Origin of the sequence: Caballeronia sp. LjRoot31, assembly GCF_964253885.1 — a bacterium.
In the GTDB taxonomy this organism is placed as follows: Bacteria; Pseudomonadota; Gammaproteobacteria; order Burkholderiales; family Burkholderiaceae; genus Caballeronia.
Map to the genome: position 1 here is coordinate 1,762,083 of NZ_CAXURX020000003.1, position 16,717 is coordinate 1,778,799.

The following is a 16,717-nucleotide window of genomic DNA, read 5'->3' on the forward strand; positions in this document are numbered from 1 at the left end:
GTCATTTGCGGCCGTAGCTGATTCAAACGCATCAGGTTGCTTTACCTGGCCTTAAGTCGTTGCAACCCCGCTGCATCTATTGAATACGCCCAAGCCCGCGTCCGATCTGTCGAACGCGGCGGGACACCCCTGCCCGTCATTCATGGCGTGGACAGACCGAACTCACGATACGAGCCGGCTCGACCGGCCACTCGCACCGCAGATCCTGCGTGCGCAAGGAGACATGATGAGATTTCTCACTGCCGCTTCGTTCGACGATCCAGTCGACGATCGAATCTACAATCGCGTCGCCACGCGTTTGCTGCCGTTCCTGATGCTGCTCTATATCGTTTCGTTTCTCGACAAGATCAATGTCGGGTTTGCGAAGGCGGGCATGTCGGCGGAACTCGGGCTCAGCAACACAGCGTTTGGCATAGGCGCCGGCATATTCTTTATTGGCTACTGCATCTGCGAAATCCCGAGCAACCTGGCGTTGCAACGCTTCGGTGCGCGCGTGTGGATCGCCCGCATCATGATCGTGTGGGGCGCCATTTCGGTCGCCATGATGTTCGTCACGACCGAGCGTGAGTTTTTCATTGCGCGTTTCGTGCTCGGCGTCGCTGAAGCGGGCTTCTATCCGGGGGTCGTCTTCTATCTGACCTTCTGGTTTCCGGCTCGGCTGCGTTCGCAGGTTTGCGCATTATTCTTCCTCGGCATATCGCTCTCGGGTGTCGTGGGCGGACCCTTGTCGGGCGGGATTCTGACGATCTTCGAAGGCGTGCACGGACTGCACGGCTGGCGTTGGTTATTTCTGCTCGAAGGCCTGCCCGCCGTACTCCTCGGCGTCGTCACGCTGTTCTGGCTCGACGACGGCCCCGCCAAGGCGAAGTGGCTGCCGGCCGCGGACCGGGAGCGGATTGCCGCCACGCTGGAACAGGAGAATGCGAGCCGCGCCGGCGAATCCCAACACCGTTTCGCCGATGCCTTCCGCAATCGCAACGTGTGGCTGATGACCGCCGTGAACTTTGCGCTGCTGGGTAACACTTACGGCGTGTCGTTCTGGTTGCCGCAGATCGCCCGCGGTCTCGGCGTGCGCAATCCGATGGCCAACGGACTCGTGACCATGCTGCCGTTTGTCGTCGCTTCGATCGCCATGCTCGTCATCAGCCGCAGCTCGGACCGCCACGGTGAACGGCGCTTCCATTTGATTGCGAGTTCTTTCGCATCGGCGGCCGGCCTTGCACTCGCTGCCGTCTCGGCGGGCATGCCGGTGCTTTCGCTGACCGGTCTCGCGCTTGCGCTGTCCGGCGCGCTGGGCGGTCTCGCCGTGCTCTGGGCGATCCCCGGCACGTTGCTGAGCGGTACCGCCGCCGGCGCGGCGATCGCGCTGATGGCGACCGTAGGCAACCTTAGCGGCTACGCAAGTCCCGTGCTGATCGGATGGATCAGTCAGCGTACCGGACATGTCGAAGACGGCCTGCTGGCGTTGGCCGCTATCACCTGCGCGTTGTCGGTATGCGCGTGGGGCCTGGCTCGCGTCATGGTCGTCGCCAGCCCCGACAGCCAGCCGGCGTTGCTCTCGTCCCGCCCCTGAACTGAGTCCGCTCTTCGCTCTTTCGGAGTCCGTTGTAAATTCACTCTCGCTGACCATTTGACCGGTCAGCGAGCAACGATCAGCGATGCCCGAGCGTATCGACAATGCCCGGCATCCGCGCCGTGGCTTGCTCGTGAAGCTGCGTATAGAGACTGTTGCCATGCGCGTCGATCGCGACTGTCGCCGGTCCGAGCTGCTCGACTTCGAGCGTGAGCAGCCGGAACTGCGAGATGTACTCGGTCCAGTTCATCGCCACGACCCGGCGCAGCGCACGCGACAGCAGATTCGCGCCGCCGCCGAGAAACGACAGATAGACGCAGCCGCTTTCGCGCAACGCCGTCGTGCTGGCTTCGTCGAGGCCGCCCTTGCCGCCCACCAGCCGCACGCCGAGCCCGCGGATCAGTGTCGGCATCCACGGGTTATAGCGCGTGCTGGTGCTCGGGTTCAGATAAAGCGGCACCGGTCCGTCCGCCGTCTCGTCAACATAAGTGCTCAGATGAAAGAACGCGCCGCCGCGCAGGTCGATTGGCAACGGTGCGCCTTGCGTCACCGCTTCCGCGAGCCGGCGGTGGGTCGGCAGGCCGATGCTGACGGTGATCTCACCGGACAGCCGCACCATGTCGCCGAGCTTGAGATCGAGCACGCTGTCACGCGTGAGCGGCAAACGTAGATCGTGTAATTTGCTCATCATCAGCTTTCCATGAATTCGACGCGGCCATCGCCGTGAATACGGGCCGCCGTGCGCCGGTTGATCCAGCAGTTGAAACACACCGCGATCGGCACGAAGCCATGGCTCGCGGCATAGTCGATGTGCACGGCCATCGCCGTGGTATCCCCGCCGGTTCCCATCGGTCCGAAACCCATCGCGTTGACGGCGTCGAGCAGGCGCTGCTCCATGCGTGCAAGAATGGGCTCGGGATTGGTCTGGCCGAACGGCCGCAGCATCTGCTCTTTCGCGAGCCGCGCCGCGTAGTCGAAGGTGCCGCCTATGCCGACACCGATCACGAGCGGCAAGCAGGGCTGCGAGCCGGCGCGCAACATTGTGTCGAGCACGAAGCGCTCGATCTGATCGAGCGTCGGATACACGAACGCTTCAATTGCTTCCCAGCGGCCCGTGCCCATCGCCTTCGGCGCGCAGACGATATCCACGTAGTCGGCGTCGTCGATCACGTCGAAGGCGACGATCGGCATGTCCTTGCCTGCATAGCTGCGTTCGTGCGTCAGCGGGTTCGTGACCATCTTGAGGATCGGCGGCGAGATGTTCGCCGCGAGCTCGGCAAAGCCTTCGCGAATCGCGGCTCGCACCGGCCCGTCGAATTGAACCCGGGTGCCGATCTTGATGCTGTAGGTCGGAATGCCGACGTCGCTGCACACCAGCGTGCCGTCGCGCTTCGCGCCGTCGGCACTTTCCAGCATGATGGTCAGCGTGGCCTTCCCGGTCGGATGGGTCTCCGCACCGGACGCGCGCTGCAGAAACGCGCGCGTGTCGTTGGGTATCGCCTTGAGTGAGCGTTCGTAAAGTTGCGCGGTGACGCGCTTGAGAATCGAGCTGTCAATAGACATTGTCGTGCTTCCTTCAGATATAACCGGGCCGGCCACGGCTGGCGCATGTCATGCGAGCGCGCCGGATTCCGCCAGGAGAAAAGCCCGTAAAAACGCGGAGACCGAACGGGCGGCGCAGCGACAATAAGCGAATTCCATCGATAAAAATGAGACCACCATGAATCCACGCCTTACTACTACGAGACACATTGGCATCGTCGGCGCGGGCGCTATCGGCGGCCATTTCGCCGCGCGTCTCGCACTCGCCGGCCATCGCGTGTCGATACTCGCACGCGGCGCGACGCTGGAGGCACTGGCAACTTCCGGACTGCGTTATACGTGCCCCGGCGAAGCCGAACGCGCCGTGCCGGTCAGCGCCCACGCGCACTGCGCGGACATGGGGCCGCAGGACCTGGTGGTCATCGCGCTGAAGTCGCATGCGTTGCCCGGCATCGCGGTATCGCTCGCGCCGCTGCTTGGGCCTGAAACCGTCATACTGCCGGTCGGAAACGGCTTGCCGTGGTGGTACTTCCTCACGCCAGGCCAAGCCACCCAATCCAGCGCCCCGCTCGAAGGCTTGCGCCTCGCCAGCGTCGACCCGGACGGTGGTATCGAGCGGGCACTGGCATTCGAACAGGTGCTCGGCGGCAGCGTGATGGCGTCGTGCAGTTCGCCGGCGCCCGGCGTGGTGCATCACCACAGCGGCGGCAAGATCGTGATCGGCGAGCCGTGCGGCGGCATTAGCGCGCGCGCAAGCGACTGGGCGCAAGTGCTGACGGCCGCGGGCCTGCCCGCCCACGCCAGCGACGACATTCGCCGCGATCTGTGGATCAAATTGCTCGGTAACGTGTGCTCGAATCCGCTCAGCCTGATCACGCAGGCAAGCACCGACCGCCTGCTCGACGATCCCGGCACGCACGCGCTGTTCGCAAGCCTGATGGCGGAATGCCTCGCGCTCGGCCGGCGCGCCGGTCTCACGCTCGACATCGACATCGCGCAACGCATTGCCCAGACGCGCCAGCTCGGCGCGGTCAGGTCCTCGATGCTGCAGGACCTCGAGGCCGGACGCCGCGTCGAGCTCGACGCGATTCTCGGCGCGCCGCTGGAGTGTGCTGCAAGGCTCGATTTCGACGCGCCATTGATGCAGACCATATTTGCGCTGAGCCGCCTGCGCGCGGCGCAAGCCGGCCTGTATGGCGCACGCTGTCTCTGATGCTGATTCGGACACGAGCGCTCAGCCGCGCGTGTGATCGCGCGTGTAGTCGGCTGAATTGGCGACCCAGCCTTTGTCGATAAAATCCTTGCGCGGCGGCGAGAACACGTCGATCAGCAGATGACGGCCCGCGCCGACGCCTTCGGTCGTATGGATCAGTTGAACCGGCACCGTGATCATCGAAGCCGGGCCGGCTTCGAGATGCTGGTCGTCGCGCCACTGGTTCGCATCGGCGCCCCATTGCACGCGCAGGTGATGAACAAAATGCCCGTCGATGGCGAGCGAGCCCTGTTCGAACTCGCCGTGGCTGTGCGGGCTCAATTTCGAGCGGTCACGCGCGTCCTGATACTCGACCCAGTTGATGCTGAGCGTGTCCGTTTGCAGCATTTTCAGACGCGGCTTGTCAGCCGGCGGCTGAATGCCGTCGATCGCGATCACCTGTAGTTCACCGTTGCCGCGCGTGCGCCGGTAACCGGCGTCGCTGCCGATAATCCGGGCGTCGGGCGACGCATAGTCGTGGTCATTGCGCGCGGTGCCGGGCGCGAGATCCTCACGCGACGACGCGATCAGCACCGCGCGGGCGCCGTGGTTCGGCTGCACGGCGATCTCGCCGGCCGGCAGCACGCACACGCTGCGGCCCGCCACGGTTTGCGCGGCGTTCTGTCCGCTGCGTCCGATGCGCACTTCAGCGCCGTCTCCGGGAAGCAGCAGCAGCATTTCATGCGCGCTGTGCGCTTCGAACACCTTGCCGTCGCCTTCCAGCCATTGCACGAAGAAGTTCTGGCCGCGCGCCACGGCGCCGGGTGCGAGATCGTAGACAGCGGTTTCCCGCACGCCGGTTTCGGTTGTAGTCGTCATGTTGGTTCCTTCAATATTATGTGGAGTTAGTCGCGCCGCGGGCTCGGCCGGCCCAGGATGTCCATGCGGCCGACGGTCGAATAGCGGTTGCCGTCCATGCGGGTCAGTGGCTCGGCGCGAGCGGTGTCGAAATTCCCGTCCGCATCGACGAAACGCTCGTCCAGATGCACGCCGACGATGCGCCCGAACACCACGTTGCTGAACGTTTCGCCGGGCCCTGTCGGCTCGATGTCGACGATCCTCAGCAACCGGCACTCCATGCTGGCCGGCGACGCTGCGACCCGCGGCGGTTTGACCATCACGCTCGGCGCTTTTTCGAGGCCGGCCAGTTCGAACTCGTCAGTGCCGTACGGCGCGTTCATCGAACTGAGATTCATGGGCTCGCGCAAATCCCAGGTGGCGAGGTTCGTGACGAATTCACCGGTTTCCCGCACGTTGGCGATGGTGTCCTTCTCGTGCCGGTCGGCCGGCGCGTTGCACGAAAAGATCACCACCGGCGGTGACGTCGAGACGAGATTGAAATGCGAGAAAGGCGCGAGATTCACCTGGCCTTTGCCGTTGATCGTGCTGATCCAGCCAATCGGGCGCGGCGCGACGATCGCGTTGAACAGCGTGCGCTTGAAGCCGGGCGTAGCCGCCGGGTCTAGAAACATTGTTATCTCCTTGTGGGGACCTGGCGCCCTCAGGCGCGCACGCCGCCTTTCACGAACACCTTCTTGCCCGTTTCGTACAGCACGGCGTGGCGCTCCGCATCGGTCAGCAGAACAGTCGCGTCAAGGATGCGTTGCACCATGTCCTGGTACGTGCCCGACGACGTGCCGATATCGGAACCCCACATGATCCGGTCGGCGCCGAACATATCGACTGCACGGCGCAGCACCTGATCCGCCGGCGTATCGGTCTCGCGATAGATGTCGAGGTTGATCGACGTGAACTTGAAGAAGATGTTCGGCTCGGCCGCGAGCGGCACGAAGCGCGCGTCGAAACCGTAGTTGTCGTCTTCGACCTCCGGTTCGAGCATGTGATCGAGCACCACCCGCAGGTTCGGGAAGCGTCGCGCCAATTCGATAATGGCCGGCACCGACGGTCCGCCGCCCCCAATCGCCAGCACTTCCAGATCCATCACGATGCCGTATTCGTCGGCCACGGCCCACGTCTGCAGCGCGCGTGGCGAATTCAGCCACGGCATCGTGCCGTCGGCTTCGCGGCCGCCGAACAGGCGCACGCCCGCGAGGCCGTGTTTCTCGATGTACGAGCGCACCAGCGACGGCGTGCCTTCGTCTTCCGCATCGAGAATGACGACGGCGGAAAAGATCTCCGGATGCTCATCCGACGAATCGAGGATGTAGCTGTTGTCGAAGCGATAAACCATGCGCTTTTGCACCGCCACCGCGCCCTCGACACGCTCATCCGCCATCCAGGGCAGCATGCGCGCCACGTCCGGCACTTCGTTGACCGGATGCTCGCCGTGTTTGCCGCCGGGCAGCCCGATCACGCCGGGCAGGCGCGGCGGCGCATTCGGCGAGCGCTTCATCGGATTGCGCGGATAGCGCACCTGGTCGTCGGCCACGAGATGCGCGTGCGAGTCGAACAGTTTGATGGTCTGGCCAGCAGCGGCATTCGTGTTGTCTTGCGGGGAAGGCATGATGTCTCCAATGAAGTACGGGGGGTGCAAAAGCGGATCAGGCACCAAGGCCGGCGGTCGCGCTCGATCACCGGGCTTGCGCGCGTCGCGTCTAGAACATATGGCGGATGCCCACGGTGACGCCAGTTTGCGCGTCACTCGTCGACGGCGTCGCGAACGTCAGCGCGGCGACCGCGCGATGGCCGGTCGAGTCGAAACCGCCGGCGGTCTCACGCAGTACGACGAAATACAGATCGGTCCGCTTCGACAGCGCGTAGTCCGCGCCGAGATTCCATTGCTGATAGCTCGCGCCGCTCTCGCCGTTGTACGAACTCGCGCGCGTGTACGCGTAAGCAACGCCGAGCAGCAACGACGGTGTCAGACGATATTTCAAATTCGCTTCGGCCGTATTGAACGTCGCGGTCTGGCCGACTTCGCCTGCCGGCGGCTTCGCGCCCGCGACAGCAACGCTGCCGATATTAAAGAATTTCGTGTTCGTGTAGATGCCGCCGACCGTGAACGATCCGAACGCATACGACGCACCGGCGCCCGCCACCTGTTGCGAAGCGGCGGTCGCATAGCCGCTGAAGATCGGGCTTGCAAAGTTGTTGCCGGTCGCGCTGCTGGTAGCGTTGTTGCCGAACAGCGAGTAGTTGGGATTCTTCAGGTACAGGTAGGCCGCAGCGAACTTGAACGGTCCGCCGTCGTAATCCACGCCGGCGGAAATCATCTCGTTCTGCGTGGCGTTGCCCGCTACGCCGCCGAGGCTGTACGTCGCGCCGACCTGCACTCCGTGATAACGCGGGCTGACATACTTGACCGCATTGTTCGCACGCTCTGTGCCGTCGACGTCGTCGAGGCCGGCCGGGTGATAGCCCCAGCCGGCGCCACGCGCCGCCCAGTCGGTGCCGGACGCGAACGGGCCCAGATAGCTCGACAGTGTCAGGTACTGGCGGCCGAGCGTCACCGTGCCGTAAGGCGTGCCAAGTCCGACGAAAGCCTGGCGGCCGAACATCAGTCCGCCTTGCAGTGCGCCGGTGGTCGTGGTGAAACCGTTTTCCAGCGTGAAGACCGCTTTATAGCCGCCGCCCAGATCTTCAACACCGCTCAGGCCGAAGCGCGACGCGCTCTCGTTGCCGCCGGCAATAGCGAATTGTGATTTGCCGCCCGCATTGGTGTTGTAGCGAAACCCGGCATCGACGATGCCATATAGCGTCACGCTGCTTTGCGCATGTGCGGTGACGGCGGTGCCGCAGGCGGCAATCAGAAGTAGCGATTTTTTCATGTGGGGTCTCCTCACAATATGTTGGCCCGTTCGCGCTTGCATGACGGATCTTCCGAAAGCCGGCCGCCATTACGTTGGCAGCGCAACCTTCGATGCCTCATATGGTTTCATGCGAACCCGGCTGCGCCAAGCGCGCTTCCGCAACTTTCCGCACCGCGAAAAGCACGCGTCGCCGTGTGGCCCTCAATTCCATCCTCCCGAGATCGATTCCGCCACGCGAAATCTTCATGATTCGCACTTGGACGACCGCTGGCCGCGACGTAGTATTGCTCGCCATTGACCTCGCGCCGTTCCGACCGGGGTCACCCTATAAAACCGGTGCCGCGCCGCGTGTCTTGCGCGCCGTTCAGCCGGTCCGCTACGTTGGAGGAGACATGCAGATTTCAGTTGCCCAGGCGGCCCACCCTGAAGTGGCGCAGGATGAAAGCCTGATCCGGCGCGTCTGGTGGCGCATCATGCCGCTGATCCTGGTGATCTACCTTGTGTCGGTCATCGACAAGATGAACGTCAGCTTCGCCAAGCTGCAAATGGTGCATCAGATCGGCCTGACTGAAACGGCTTATGGCCTGGCGTCGTCGCTGTTTTTCATCGGCTACCTGATCTTCGAGCTGCCGAGCGCGCTCGGCGTCCACCGCTTCGGGGCGCCGAAATGGATCTTCCGCATCGTATTTAGCTGGGGTATCGCGACCTTGCTGATCGCGTACACCTCGTCGGGTTCGATGTTCGCGGCGCTGCGCTTCCTGGTCGGCGCGGCTGAGGCCGGGCTCTATCCGGGCATCGTCTATTACCTGACCGTGTGGTTTCCGCGCCGCTATCAGGTGCGCGCGCTCGCCCTGCTGACGCTGGGCAGCGCGCTCGGCAACATGCTGGGCTCGGGGTTCGGTGGCTTGCTGCTGTCGCTCGACGGCGTCTGGCATCACGCGGGCTGGCAGTGGGTGTTCATCGTCACCGGCGTGCTGGCGCTGGTGCTCGCACCGATCGTGCTGTTCTATCTGCCGCGCAGCGTGGAAACCGCGTCGTTCCTGACTCCGCAGGAGCGCAGCCGCCTCGCGCGGATGGTCGCCGACGAAGCGCCGGCCGCGCATCACGAAGGCAGCCTGTGGACCATGCTGTGGGACCGCAGGGTGCTGGCGTTCTCGCTCGGCTATACGTTGCTGCTCACGTCGCTCTACGGGCTGATCTACTGGCTGCCGACGGTGATCAAGGGGTTCGGCGTCTCGAGTTCGATGAACGGCCTGCTCACGTTGATTCCGTGGGCGCTGACCGCCGCGTTGCTGCTGATCGTGCCGCGCCTGCTGACGAAAGAGCGTCACGTGCGGGTGGCCGCCGCGGCGATCGGCATGATCGGCTGCGTGGCGTTCGTGGTCAGCCTGCTGGTGAGCGATCCAGCCTTGCGCTATCTCGCGCTCGTGGTCGGCACGCCTTGCACGTCGTTGCTGCTGCCGTGCTTCTGGTCGCTGCCATCGAAGTATTTCAGCGGCAAGCGCTCCGCCGCGAGCCTCGCCATCATCAGCAGCATCGGCAACTTCGGCGGCTTTCTCGCCCAGAACGCGATGCCGTGGATCGGCAAGACGCTCGGCCACCCCGGTTACGCGATGCTGCTGCCGGCGCTGTGCCTGCTGCTGCTCGGCTGCACCGCACTCGCGATGCAGTTCAACAGCGCTCGCGAGCCGCTCAATCCTGCCGCGTTCTGATACGGCGCTTCCCTTCTGCTTTCGTCCATGTCCACTTCTACGCAAGACCACACCGCACGCCAGATCGGCACTTTCGTCAAGACGGGCGCGCCGCAGATCATCGAGATTCTCGGCGCCGCGGGTCTTCATTTCGCGGTGATCGACGCAGAACACGCACCGTTCGACCGGGCGATGCTCGACGTCATGGTGATCGCCGCGCGCTCCGTGCAGCTGCCGCTGTTCGTGCGGATTCCCGACATGAACGCCGCGACGATCCAGTCCGCGCTCGATCTCGGCGCGTCGGGGCTGCTGGTGCCGCACGTCGACTCCGCCGACCAGGCGCGCACGCTGGTCGCGCGCACCCGGTTCATCGACGGCGAACGCGGCTTTTCGAGTTCGCCGCGCTTTGCCGGCTACGGCGCGCTCGGGATGCAGGCGGCCATCGCGGCCGGCAACGGCACGGTCGTCATGTGTCAGATCGAGAGCCGTGCGGGTTGTGAAGCCGCGCGTGAAATCGCGGAGGTGGACGGCGTGTCCGGTCTGTTCGTCGGCCGCGCCGATCTGGCTTTGTCGTTCGGGCTTACCAGCGCCCGCGCGCCCGACGTGATGCGAGCCACCGTTGAAGTACTCGACATCGCGCGGCGGGCCGGCAAAACGCCCGGCGTCGCGCTCGGCGAAGTCAGCGAATGCGCCGAATTCGAGCAGATGGGCGCCTCGTGGTTCGTGATCGGATCGGATCAATCGCTGCTTCGCAAGGGCGCGCTGACGTTGATGGCCTAGGTATTCGCCTTGCCTCGGGGCCGCCGAAAAACTGCGATAATTCGCGTTTTTCGAGGAGCCTGCGCCTGACTCACCCGGCGCGGCCGACCACTGAGACCATGCAAGGCGAAAAGATGGCGGAACGCGAATCCTCGATCCGGGCAGTGGAGCGAGCCATCACGTTGCTGCGCGCGCTGAACCGGATGCCCGTTTCGACGCTCGACAGCCTGCATCAGTCGACGTCGCTGCCGAAGCCCACCTTGATCCGGCTGTTGCGGACGTTCGAAGAACTGGGCCTCGCCGCACGCGGCGCGCGCCCTGGCGAATACCGTCTGCTCGACGGCGTCAATGCACTGAATTCGGGCTATCACCATGTGCCGCATGTGGTCGAAATCGCCGCGCCGCTCGTGCGAAAACTCACTGAAGAAATCAAGTGGCCGATCGCTGTCGGCATGCTCGACGTCGACGCGCTGGTCGTGCGCTACAGCACGATTCCCTATTCGCCGCTGTCTCTGCTGCATTCGTCGATCAACATGCGCCTGAGCCTCGTCTCGCGTGCGTTGGGACGCGCGTATCTCGCGTTCTGCTCGTCCGAAGAACAGGAGATGCTGCTCGAAGTCGTGCGGCAAAGCCATCATCCCGAAGACCGGCTCGCCCAGGATCGCGAAGCGATGCAAGCGATGCTCGATCAAACTCGTGGACGGGGGTACGCGTTGCGGGATTCCACCGTTCGGCCGGTGTCCGGCACGATCGCCGTGCCGGTGATGGCGAAGGAATTCGTCGCCGCGTCGATTGGGCTGACGTGGTTTTCTTCGGCGCTAACGAGCGAGAAAGCGGTCGATAGATATCTCGATCGGATGCTTGATGTGGCGCGGCAGATTTCTGAACAGCTGTAACTATCTTGTAGCGATAAGTCCGGCAAGGTGAAAAAGTCCGCGACGGCAAAGGGTTCTGCTGCAATCTGTTGGTCGCGGCGCGTGTTACGTGGCGTCTTGATTTCGGAACGGCCGCCGTTGATTAATGCAGAGTCGGTGGCAGAGTCCGGACATGGTGGCGGTTCGTCTTGGCCTTGACATGCGCTTTCTGGCGGTTGCCGCTCCGGAATATCTGGCGATTCATCCTGCGCCGAAAACGCCCGATGCGCTGCTGCAGCACCAATGCATCCGGCAACGTCTCCCCAGTGGCAAACGCTATCGATGGGAGTTTCTCAAGCGAAGGCAGGAAGTGGCGATCGACGTACCCGGAGCCCTGACGCTCGACAACAACCAGTTGATCGTAGAGGCCGCGATAGACGGCCTGGGCATCGCTTATGTTCCGGAATCCTATGCTCGCACGGCATTGAACGATGGGCGACTCGCTGCTGTGTTGGAGGATTGGTGCCCGCCGATTCCTGACCTCTTCCTTTATTTTCCTCGCACTCGTCATATGCCGACGAGTTTGCGAGCGTTCATCGATATGGTTCGAACGGTTGCCGGATAAACGCGACTGCCTGCCCGGTTCTTCATCGCCGTCCACGGAGGTTCCGATCTCCATACAGCTGATTCCCAGTATGAAGGAAGCCTGAACAAGACTCTCCACAAGGTCTCATCGCGGATATCGTCCGGTTTTTCAATAGAAAGCGCATGCGCCAACCAAACCTGGTTTGACCGTTTGGCCGCACTACTGACCCGAGGGCTGTCCGGTCGCTAGTCAGGTCGAGTACCTGAACAACTCGGTAGAGCAGGATCGACTGGCGCGGTCGAATACGCGACGTGGTCATCCTGAGCTGTCGCCCACTGGTTGCAGATGTCCCTCAGCTGTAATCGACGCTGATCGACTTCGTGATCAGATACGCGTCGAGCCCCTCAATGCCCCCTTCCGAGCCATAGCCACTTTCCTTCACGCCGCCGAACGGCAGCTCCGGCAGCGACACCCGCGTCGTATTCACACCGACCATCCCCGCATCGATCAGTTCGGCGGCCCGGTGTGTCGTCGTGAGCGAACGACTGTACAAATACGCTGCGAGACCGAAGCGCGTGCTGTTCGCGATATCGATCGCTTCATCGAAGCTGTCGAATGCGATACATGGCGCAATTGGACCAAACGGCTCCTCGTGCAGCAGAGGCGACTCGCGGCGCAGACCGCTCACGACCGTTGCCGGCCAGAAGAACCCCTGCGCCGGCACCGCTCCCCGCGCGGCTTCGGCCCCGTCGGCGCAAGCCGATGCCAGCATCGCGTCGAGCGCGTTCTGTCGCCGTTCTGTCGCGACTGGCCCAAGCTGCGTCGCCGGGTCTAGCCCCGCACCAACGCGCAATGATATTGCGTAGTCCGTAAGACGCTCGACAAACTCATCGTGGATCGACGCATCGACGATGAAGCGCGTCGGCGCGATGCAGATCTGCCCCGCGTTACGGAACTTCGCAGCCCCCGCTTGCGCGATCACGTGCTCGAGGTCCGCGTCGGCAAACACAATCACCGGGGCGTGACCACCGAGCTCCAGCGTACAGCGCACGGCCCGTTTCGCCGCGCGTGCCGCGAGCTGTTCGCCGATCGCCGTAGAGCCAGTGAAGCTGACCTTGCGGATCACCGGAGAGTCGATCAGTTGCCCGGCGATCGCGGGCGCATCGCCGAATATGACGCTCAACACGCCCTCGGGCAGGCCCGCTTCGACGAACGCATGCGCAATCGCGAGCGCGGACAGCGGCGTTTCTTCAGGCGCCTTCAAGACGCAGGTGCAACCCGCAGCGAGACTACCCGCTATCTTGCGCATCGGCGTCAATGCCGGAAAATTCCATGGCGCGAACGCCGCAACCGGTCCGACCGGCACACGTTCAACCAGTTGTCTCAGCGCCGCGCGTCGCGCCGGCACTACGCGCCCGTAAGCCCGCATGCCCTCGTGCGCGTACCATTCGAGCGTTTCGAGCGCCGCGTTCCATTCGGCGGCTGCCTCGGCTATCGGCTTGCCTTGCTCGCGAGTAAGCTGCGCGGCGAGCCGTTCGCGATCCGCGCGCAAACGCTCCGCCGCGCCGAGCAGCACCCGCGCGCGTTCGTGTGCGCTCGTGCGGCTCCAGCCGCGAAAGGCGCTGTGCGCGGCCGCGAGTGCCGCCTCAACCTGCGCATGATCGGCGCCGATCGCGTTGACCAGCGTGCGGCCCGTCGACGGATCGACGATCCGGATCTCCGGCCCGGCACCGCGAACGCAGGCGCCGCCGATCATGACATTCGCGGCCGTCAGTTCCACGCTCTCCTGGCCCATCAACCGATCCTCCGGATCGAATCGGCGAGCGTCGAAAACAGCCGTTCGATCTCGTCGTGGCTGATCACAAGCGGCGGCGACAGCAGGATCGTGTCGCCGGATGCGCGCACCAGTACATCGTGCGCGAGGCAATCGCGATGCACGGCATAGCCGCGCCGGCCTGGTCCCTCCCCGGACGCAGCAAGGTCGATCGCCGCGAGCAACCCGATATTGCGAATGTCCAGTATGCCGGGCAGACCGCGCAACGCGTGCGCGGCATCCTCCCAGGTCTGCTCGAGCTCCCTTGCGCGGACCAGTAGTCCTTCGCGGCGGTACACCCGCAATGCGGCAAGACCTGCTGCGCAGGCGAGCGGATGCGCGGAATACGTATAGCCGTGTGGCAATTCGATCGCGTCTTCCGGTCCGGCCATCAGCGCGTCGTAGACCGCTCGTGTTGTCAGCGTTGCGCCCATCGGCACCGCGCCATTCGTGAGTCCCTTGGCGCACGTGATGAGGTCTGGGGTGACGTCGAACCGGCTTGCCGCGAACGGCGCGCCGATACGACCGAACCCGGTGATCACCTCGTCGAAGATCAGTAGAATGCCGTGCGCGTCGCAGATCTCGCGCAGCCTCTTCAAATAGCCAGGCGGGGGCACCAGCACGCCAGTCGAACCCGACACCGGCTCGACGATCACCGCAGCGATCGTCGATGCATCATGCAGCGCCACGAGACGCGTCAGGTCGTCCGCGAGATGTTCGCCCCAGTTCGGCTGGCCGCGCGAAAAGGCCATCTGCTCGCGGTCGTATGTATGCGGCAAATGATCGATGCTCGGCAGCAGGTTGCCGAACGCTTTTCGCTGACTCGCAATACCGGAAACCGACAAACCACCGAAGCCGACGCCGTGATACGCACGCTCCCGGCCGATTAACCGGACACGTTGCGCGTCGCCGCGTGCCCGGTGATAGGCGAGTGCGATCTTCAGCGCGGTGTCGACCGCCTCCGAGCCCGAATTCGAGAAGAATGCGTGCCCGAAGCCAACGGGCGCTTCGGCAACGAGCTCATCGGCGAATTCGAACGCCGTTGCATGGCCTAACTGGAACGACGGAGCGTAGTCGAGCTGCGCTGCGCTGCGTTGAATCGCGTCGACAATTTCCGGCCTGCCGTGGCCCGCGTTGACGCACCATAGTCCCGCGACGCCGTCGAGCACGCGCGAGCCGTCCGCGCGATGGTAGTACATGCCCTGCGCGCCGCTGAACAAGGTCGGATCCGCCTTGAATCTCCGGTTCGACGTGAATGGCATCCAGAATGCGTCCAGTCTGGACGCTGTCGTTGTGAAGCTCATCGATAGGTTTCCTGTTTATTGATCGCTCATTGCGCGAGCTTGATACCCCACAGCCGCGGCCGGCGCCCCGGCCATGCGGCGAAGCCGATCACGCGCCGGTTTGCCGCCGCGGTTACTGCACCCGCATCGAGGCCGATCATCGGCACGTCCCGCAGCATCAGTTCATGCAACTGGTCGAACGCGGCTTGTTTCTGCGGATCGTCTGACGCCTGCATCAGGCGATCGCGCGCGGCCTGTGCGTCGGGGTCGTCCCACACCTTGCTGACATCCGTCGCCTTGCTGCCAATGAAACGGTCGTAGTGAAACGCCGGGTCGAGCGACGGCGCGAGGTGGAACACCATGACCTGATAGTGGCCGGCGAAGAAATCGCTCACCATGCTTGCGAATTCGAGCGGCTTGACGACCATGTTGAGGCCCGCCTGCTGTCCCATTGCCTGCACCATCAATGCGGTGTCATACATCGATTTGAAGCGCGGCGTGGTCGAGATCGCAATCGGCTGTCCGTGGTATCCGGCCGAGGCGAGCAGGTGCCGCGCGCCGGCGACGTCGTAGCCAATGCGCTTTTGCATCACGGCGTCGTAAAAGCGGTTCGCTGGCGACACCAGCGAACCATCCACCGGCGCGAGTCCGAGCGCGGTGACCTTGCTGATTGCCGCGGCGTCGATCGACATCGCAATCGCGCGCCGCACACGGACGTCGGCGAGCAGGGGATCGGCGGTCTGCAGCACGAGGATCGACGGGCCGACGCTCGGCGCGTGCGTTACCCGCAGCGACGCCATTCGCTCGAACTCGCGCTGGAACTGCGGATTGATGCCGTACCAGATATCGATGTCGCTCACTTCGAGCGCCGCCTTGATCGACGCCTCATCCGGGATCACCACGAAGCGCACGTTGTCGATGAACGGCGTCTTGTCGCCCGCGTAGCCATCCTCAATGCCCGGCGCCGGCCGATAGTCCCGATAGCGCGTCAGCGAGATCGACTGGCCCTTCAGCCACTGCCCGAACACGTATGGGCCCGTGCCGACCGGCGCACGCCAGTGGCCCGCGGCGTCTACCGACGCAGGACTCAGAATCGCCGTCTGGTCACAGTCGAGCCGCGCCATCATGTTGAGCAGCACCGGGCTCGGCTGGGCGAGAACAAATTGCACGTGCAGAGCGTCGAGCGCACTGACCGACTGGATCTTGAGCCCGCGCGTGCCGTCGAAATAGGCACGGCACGACCAGTTGGTTTTCGGATCGAGATAGCGATGCCACGTCCACACTACCGCGTCCGCATCGAGCGGCTGCCCGTTGTGGAACCGGACGCCCTGCCGCAATGCGAACGTATAGACGCGATGGTCCGCGGAGACGTCGATGCGCTCGGCAAGCATCGGCATCGGCGTGCCGTCGAGCGTCGGCGCGACCAGCCCCTCGACGATCTGCGACAGGACAATTCCGGTCGGATCGTCGGACGTCTTGCCGGGCTCAGTCGTACGGATATCGGCGTTCAGCGCGAGCGTCAGCGTGTGCGGATCGGCGGCATGGGCTGCGAGTGGCGCGACCGCGACCGCGATCAGGACGCAGGCGGCCAGGTGGGCGAAGGCGGCAGCAACACGCGCCGCCGGTCTGAATAAATGGATCATGGAATGACCGG

General features: G+C 64.0%; 15 protein-coding genes. 6 read left to right on the plus strand and 9 right to left on the minus strand.

All coding sequences use genetic code 11. The features are described 5' to 3' along the window. Positions 1-223 precede the first annotated feature (223 nt). The gene (locus ACSQ8V_RS36595) at positions 224-1,573 is read left to right on the plus strand and encodes an MFS transporter (protein ID WP_255631269.1); all 1,350 of its coding nucleotides are present in this window, start codon (positions 224-226) and stop codon (positions 1,571-1,573) included. A 79-nt stretch (positions 1,574-1,652) separates the two neighbouring features. On the opposite strand, the gene ACSQ8V_RS36600 is transcribed toward ACSQ8V_RS36595, so the two are convergent. Further along, entirely contained in the window at positions 1,653-2,264 is a 612-nt protein-coding gene (locus ACSQ8V_RS36600) for a fumarate hydratase C-terminal domain-containing protein (RefSeq protein ID WP_436209091.1), read from the minus strand. Next, positions 2,264-3,136 carry a fumarate hydratase gene (locus ACSQ8V_RS36605; protein WP_158937369.1) on the minus strand — a complete coding sequence of 291 codons (873 nt, stop codon included), beginning with the start codon at positions 3,134-3,136 and terminating at the stop codon, positions 2,264-2,266. The genes ACSQ8V_RS36600 and ACSQ8V_RS36605 overlap by 1 nt, the downstream gene beginning before the upstream one ends. Before the next feature lie 157 nt (positions 3,137-3,293). On the opposite strand from ACSQ8V_RS36605, the gene ACSQ8V_RS36610 reads away from it, so the two are divergent. Further along, positions 3,294-4,328: a ketopantoate reductase family protein gene (locus ACSQ8V_RS36610; RefSeq protein ID WP_436209092.1), complete on the plus strand. Its 1,035-nt coding sequence runs from the start codon at positions 3,294-3,296 to the stop codon at positions 4,326-4,328. 21 nt (positions 4,329-4,349) lie between these two features. Here ACSQ8V_RS36610 and ACSQ8V_RS36615 read toward each other — a convergent pair whose 3' ends face one another. The 4 genes from ACSQ8V_RS36615 to ACSQ8V_RS36630 all read right to left on the minus strand — a co-directional run bounded on the left by ACSQ8V_RS36615 (position 4,350) and on the right by ACSQ8V_RS36630 (position 8,095). After that, positions 4,350-5,186: a hypothetical protein gene (locus tag ACSQ8V_RS36615; protein ID WP_436209093.1), complete on the minus strand. Its 837-nt coding sequence runs from the start codon at positions 5,184-5,186 to the stop codon at positions 4,350-4,352. 26 nt (positions 5,187-5,212) lie between these two features. Continuing rightward, on the minus strand, positions 5,213-5,839 hold the full coding sequence (locus tag ACSQ8V_RS36620) for a flavin reductase family protein (protein ID WP_436184998.1): 627 nt from the start codon (positions 5,837-5,839) through the stop codon (positions 5,213-5,215). Positions 5,840-5,868: 29 nt separating this feature from the next. Next, on the minus strand, positions 5,869-6,831 hold the full coding sequence (locus tag ACSQ8V_RS36625; RefSeq protein ID WP_436209094.1) for an amidohydrolase family protein: 963 nt from the start codon (positions 6,829-6,831) through the stop codon (positions 5,869-5,871). A 91-nt stretch (positions 6,832-6,922) separates the two neighbouring features. After that, positions 6,923-8,095 (minus strand): porin, encoded by a 1,173-nt coding sequence (locus ACSQ8V_RS36630; protein WP_213763611.1) that lies wholly within the window; start codon positions 8,093-8,095, stop codon positions 6,923-6,925. 227 nt (positions 8,096-8,322) lie between these two features. Between ACSQ8V_RS36630 and ACSQ8V_RS36635 the strand changes: the two genes are divergently transcribed. From ACSQ8V_RS36635 to ACSQ8V_RS36650, 4 genes are all read left to right on the plus strand, one after another. After that, the gene (locus ACSQ8V_RS36635; RefSeq protein ID WP_436209095.1) at positions 8,323-9,789 is read left to right on the plus strand and encodes an MFS transporter; all 1,467 of its coding nucleotides are present in this window, start codon (positions 8,323-8,325) and stop codon (positions 9,787-9,789) included. A 27-nt stretch (positions 9,790-9,816) separates the two neighbouring features. Beyond that, the gene (locus ACSQ8V_RS36640) at positions 9,817-10,548 is read left to right on the plus strand and encodes an HpcH/HpaI aldolase family protein (protein ID WP_436209096.1); all 732 of its coding nucleotides are present in this window, start codon (positions 9,817-9,819) and stop codon (positions 10,546-10,548) included. Positions 10,549-10,661: 113 nt separating this feature from the next. Continuing rightward, entirely contained in the window at positions 10,662-11,423 is a 762-nt protein-coding gene (locus ACSQ8V_RS36645; protein WP_213763613.1) for a DNA-binding transcriptional regulator, read from the plus strand. 151 nt (positions 11,424-11,574) lie between these two features. Further along, the gene (locus ACSQ8V_RS36650; RefSeq protein WP_436209097.1) at positions 11,575-12,006 is read left to right on the plus strand and encodes a LysR substrate-binding domain-containing protein; all 432 of its coding nucleotides are present in this window, start codon (positions 11,575-11,577) and stop codon (positions 12,004-12,006) included. Between the two features lie 313 nt (positions 12,007-12,319). On the opposite strand, the gene ACSQ8V_RS36655 is transcribed toward ACSQ8V_RS36650, so the two are convergent. Genes ACSQ8V_RS36655 through ACSQ8V_RS36665 form a run of 3 tightly spaced genes read right to left on the minus strand, consistent with a single transcriptional unit; the run spans position 12,320 to position 16,706 of the window. After that, the gene (locus ACSQ8V_RS36655; protein WP_436209098.1) at positions 12,320-13,762 is read right to left on the minus strand and encodes an NAD-dependent succinate-semialdehyde dehydrogenase; all 1,443 of its coding nucleotides are present in this window, start codon (positions 13,760-13,762) and stop codon (positions 12,320-12,322) included. Further along, the gene (locus ACSQ8V_RS36660; protein ID WP_436209099.1) at positions 13,762-15,084 is read right to left on the minus strand and encodes an aspartate aminotransferase family protein; all 1,323 of its coding nucleotides are present in this window, start codon (positions 15,082-15,084) and stop codon (positions 13,762-13,764) included. The genes ACSQ8V_RS36655 and ACSQ8V_RS36660 overlap by 1 nt, the downstream gene beginning before the upstream one ends. A gap of 26 nt (positions 15,085-15,110) precedes the next feature. Beyond that, complete coding sequence (locus ACSQ8V_RS36665) at positions 15,111-16,706, minus strand: ABC transporter substrate-binding protein (protein WP_436209100.1); 1,596 nt, start codon at positions 16,704-16,706, stop codon at positions 15,111-15,113. Positions 16,707-16,717: the final 11 nt, after the last annotated feature.

Excerpts from the sequence above, each read along its gene's own strand:
- ACSQ8V_RS36595 (WP_255631269.1), top strand. The coding sequence starts at position 224 with ATGATGAGATTTCTCACTGCCGCTTCGTTCGACGATCCAGTCGACGAT.
- ACSQ8V_RS36600 (WP_436209091.1), bottom strand. The coding sequence starts at position 2,264 with ATGATGAGCAAATTACACGATCTACGTTTGCCGCTCACGCGTGACAGC.
- ACSQ8V_RS36605 (WP_158937369.1), bottom strand. The coding sequence starts at position 3,136 with ATGTCTATTGACAGCTCGATTCTCAAGCGCGTCACCGCGCAACTTTAC.
- ACSQ8V_RS36610 (WP_436209092.1), top strand. The coding sequence starts at position 3,294 with ATGAATCCACGCCTTACTACTACGAGACACATTGGCATCGTCGGCGCG.
- ACSQ8V_RS36615 (WP_436209093.1), bottom strand. The coding sequence starts at position 5,186 with ATGACGACTACAACCGAAACCGGCGTGCGGGAAACCGCTGTCTACGAT.
- ACSQ8V_RS36620 (WP_436184998.1), bottom strand. The coding sequence starts at position 5,839 with ATGTTTCTAGACCCGGCGGCTACGCCCGGCTTCAAGCGCACGCTGTTC.
- ACSQ8V_RS36625 (WP_436209094.1), bottom strand. The coding sequence starts at position 6,831 with ATGCCTTCCCCGCAAGACAACACGAATGCCGCTGCTGGCCAGACCATC.
- ACSQ8V_RS36630 (WP_213763611.1), bottom strand. The coding sequence starts at position 8,095 with ATGAAAAAATCGCTACTTCTGATTGCCGCCTGCGGCACCGCCGTCACC.
- ACSQ8V_RS36635 (WP_436209095.1), top strand. The coding sequence starts at position 8,323 with ATGATTCGCACTTGGACGACCGCTGGCCGCGACGTAGTATTGCTCGCC.
- ACSQ8V_RS36640 (WP_436209096.1), top strand. The coding sequence starts at position 9,817 with ATGTCCACTTCTACGCAAGACCACACCGCACGCCAGATCGGCACTTTC.
- ACSQ8V_RS36645 (WP_213763613.1), top strand. The coding sequence starts at position 10,662 with ATGGCGGAACGCGAATCCTCGATCCGGGCAGTGGAGCGAGCCATCACG.
- ACSQ8V_RS36650 (WP_436209097.1), top strand. The coding sequence starts at position 11,575 with ATGGTGGCGGTTCGTCTTGGCCTTGACATGCGCTTTCTGGCGGTTGCC.
- ACSQ8V_RS36655 (WP_436209098.1), bottom strand. The coding sequence starts at position 13,762 with ATGGGCCAGGAGAGCGTGGAACTGACGGCCGCGAATGTCATGATCGGC.
- ACSQ8V_RS36660 (WP_436209099.1), bottom strand. The coding sequence starts at position 15,084 with ATGAGCTTCACAACGACAGCGTCCAGACTGGACGCATTCTGGATGCCA.
- ACSQ8V_RS36665 (WP_436209100.1), bottom strand. The coding sequence starts at position 16,706 with ATGATCCATTTATTCAGACCGGCGGCGCGTGTTGCTGCCGCCTTCGCC.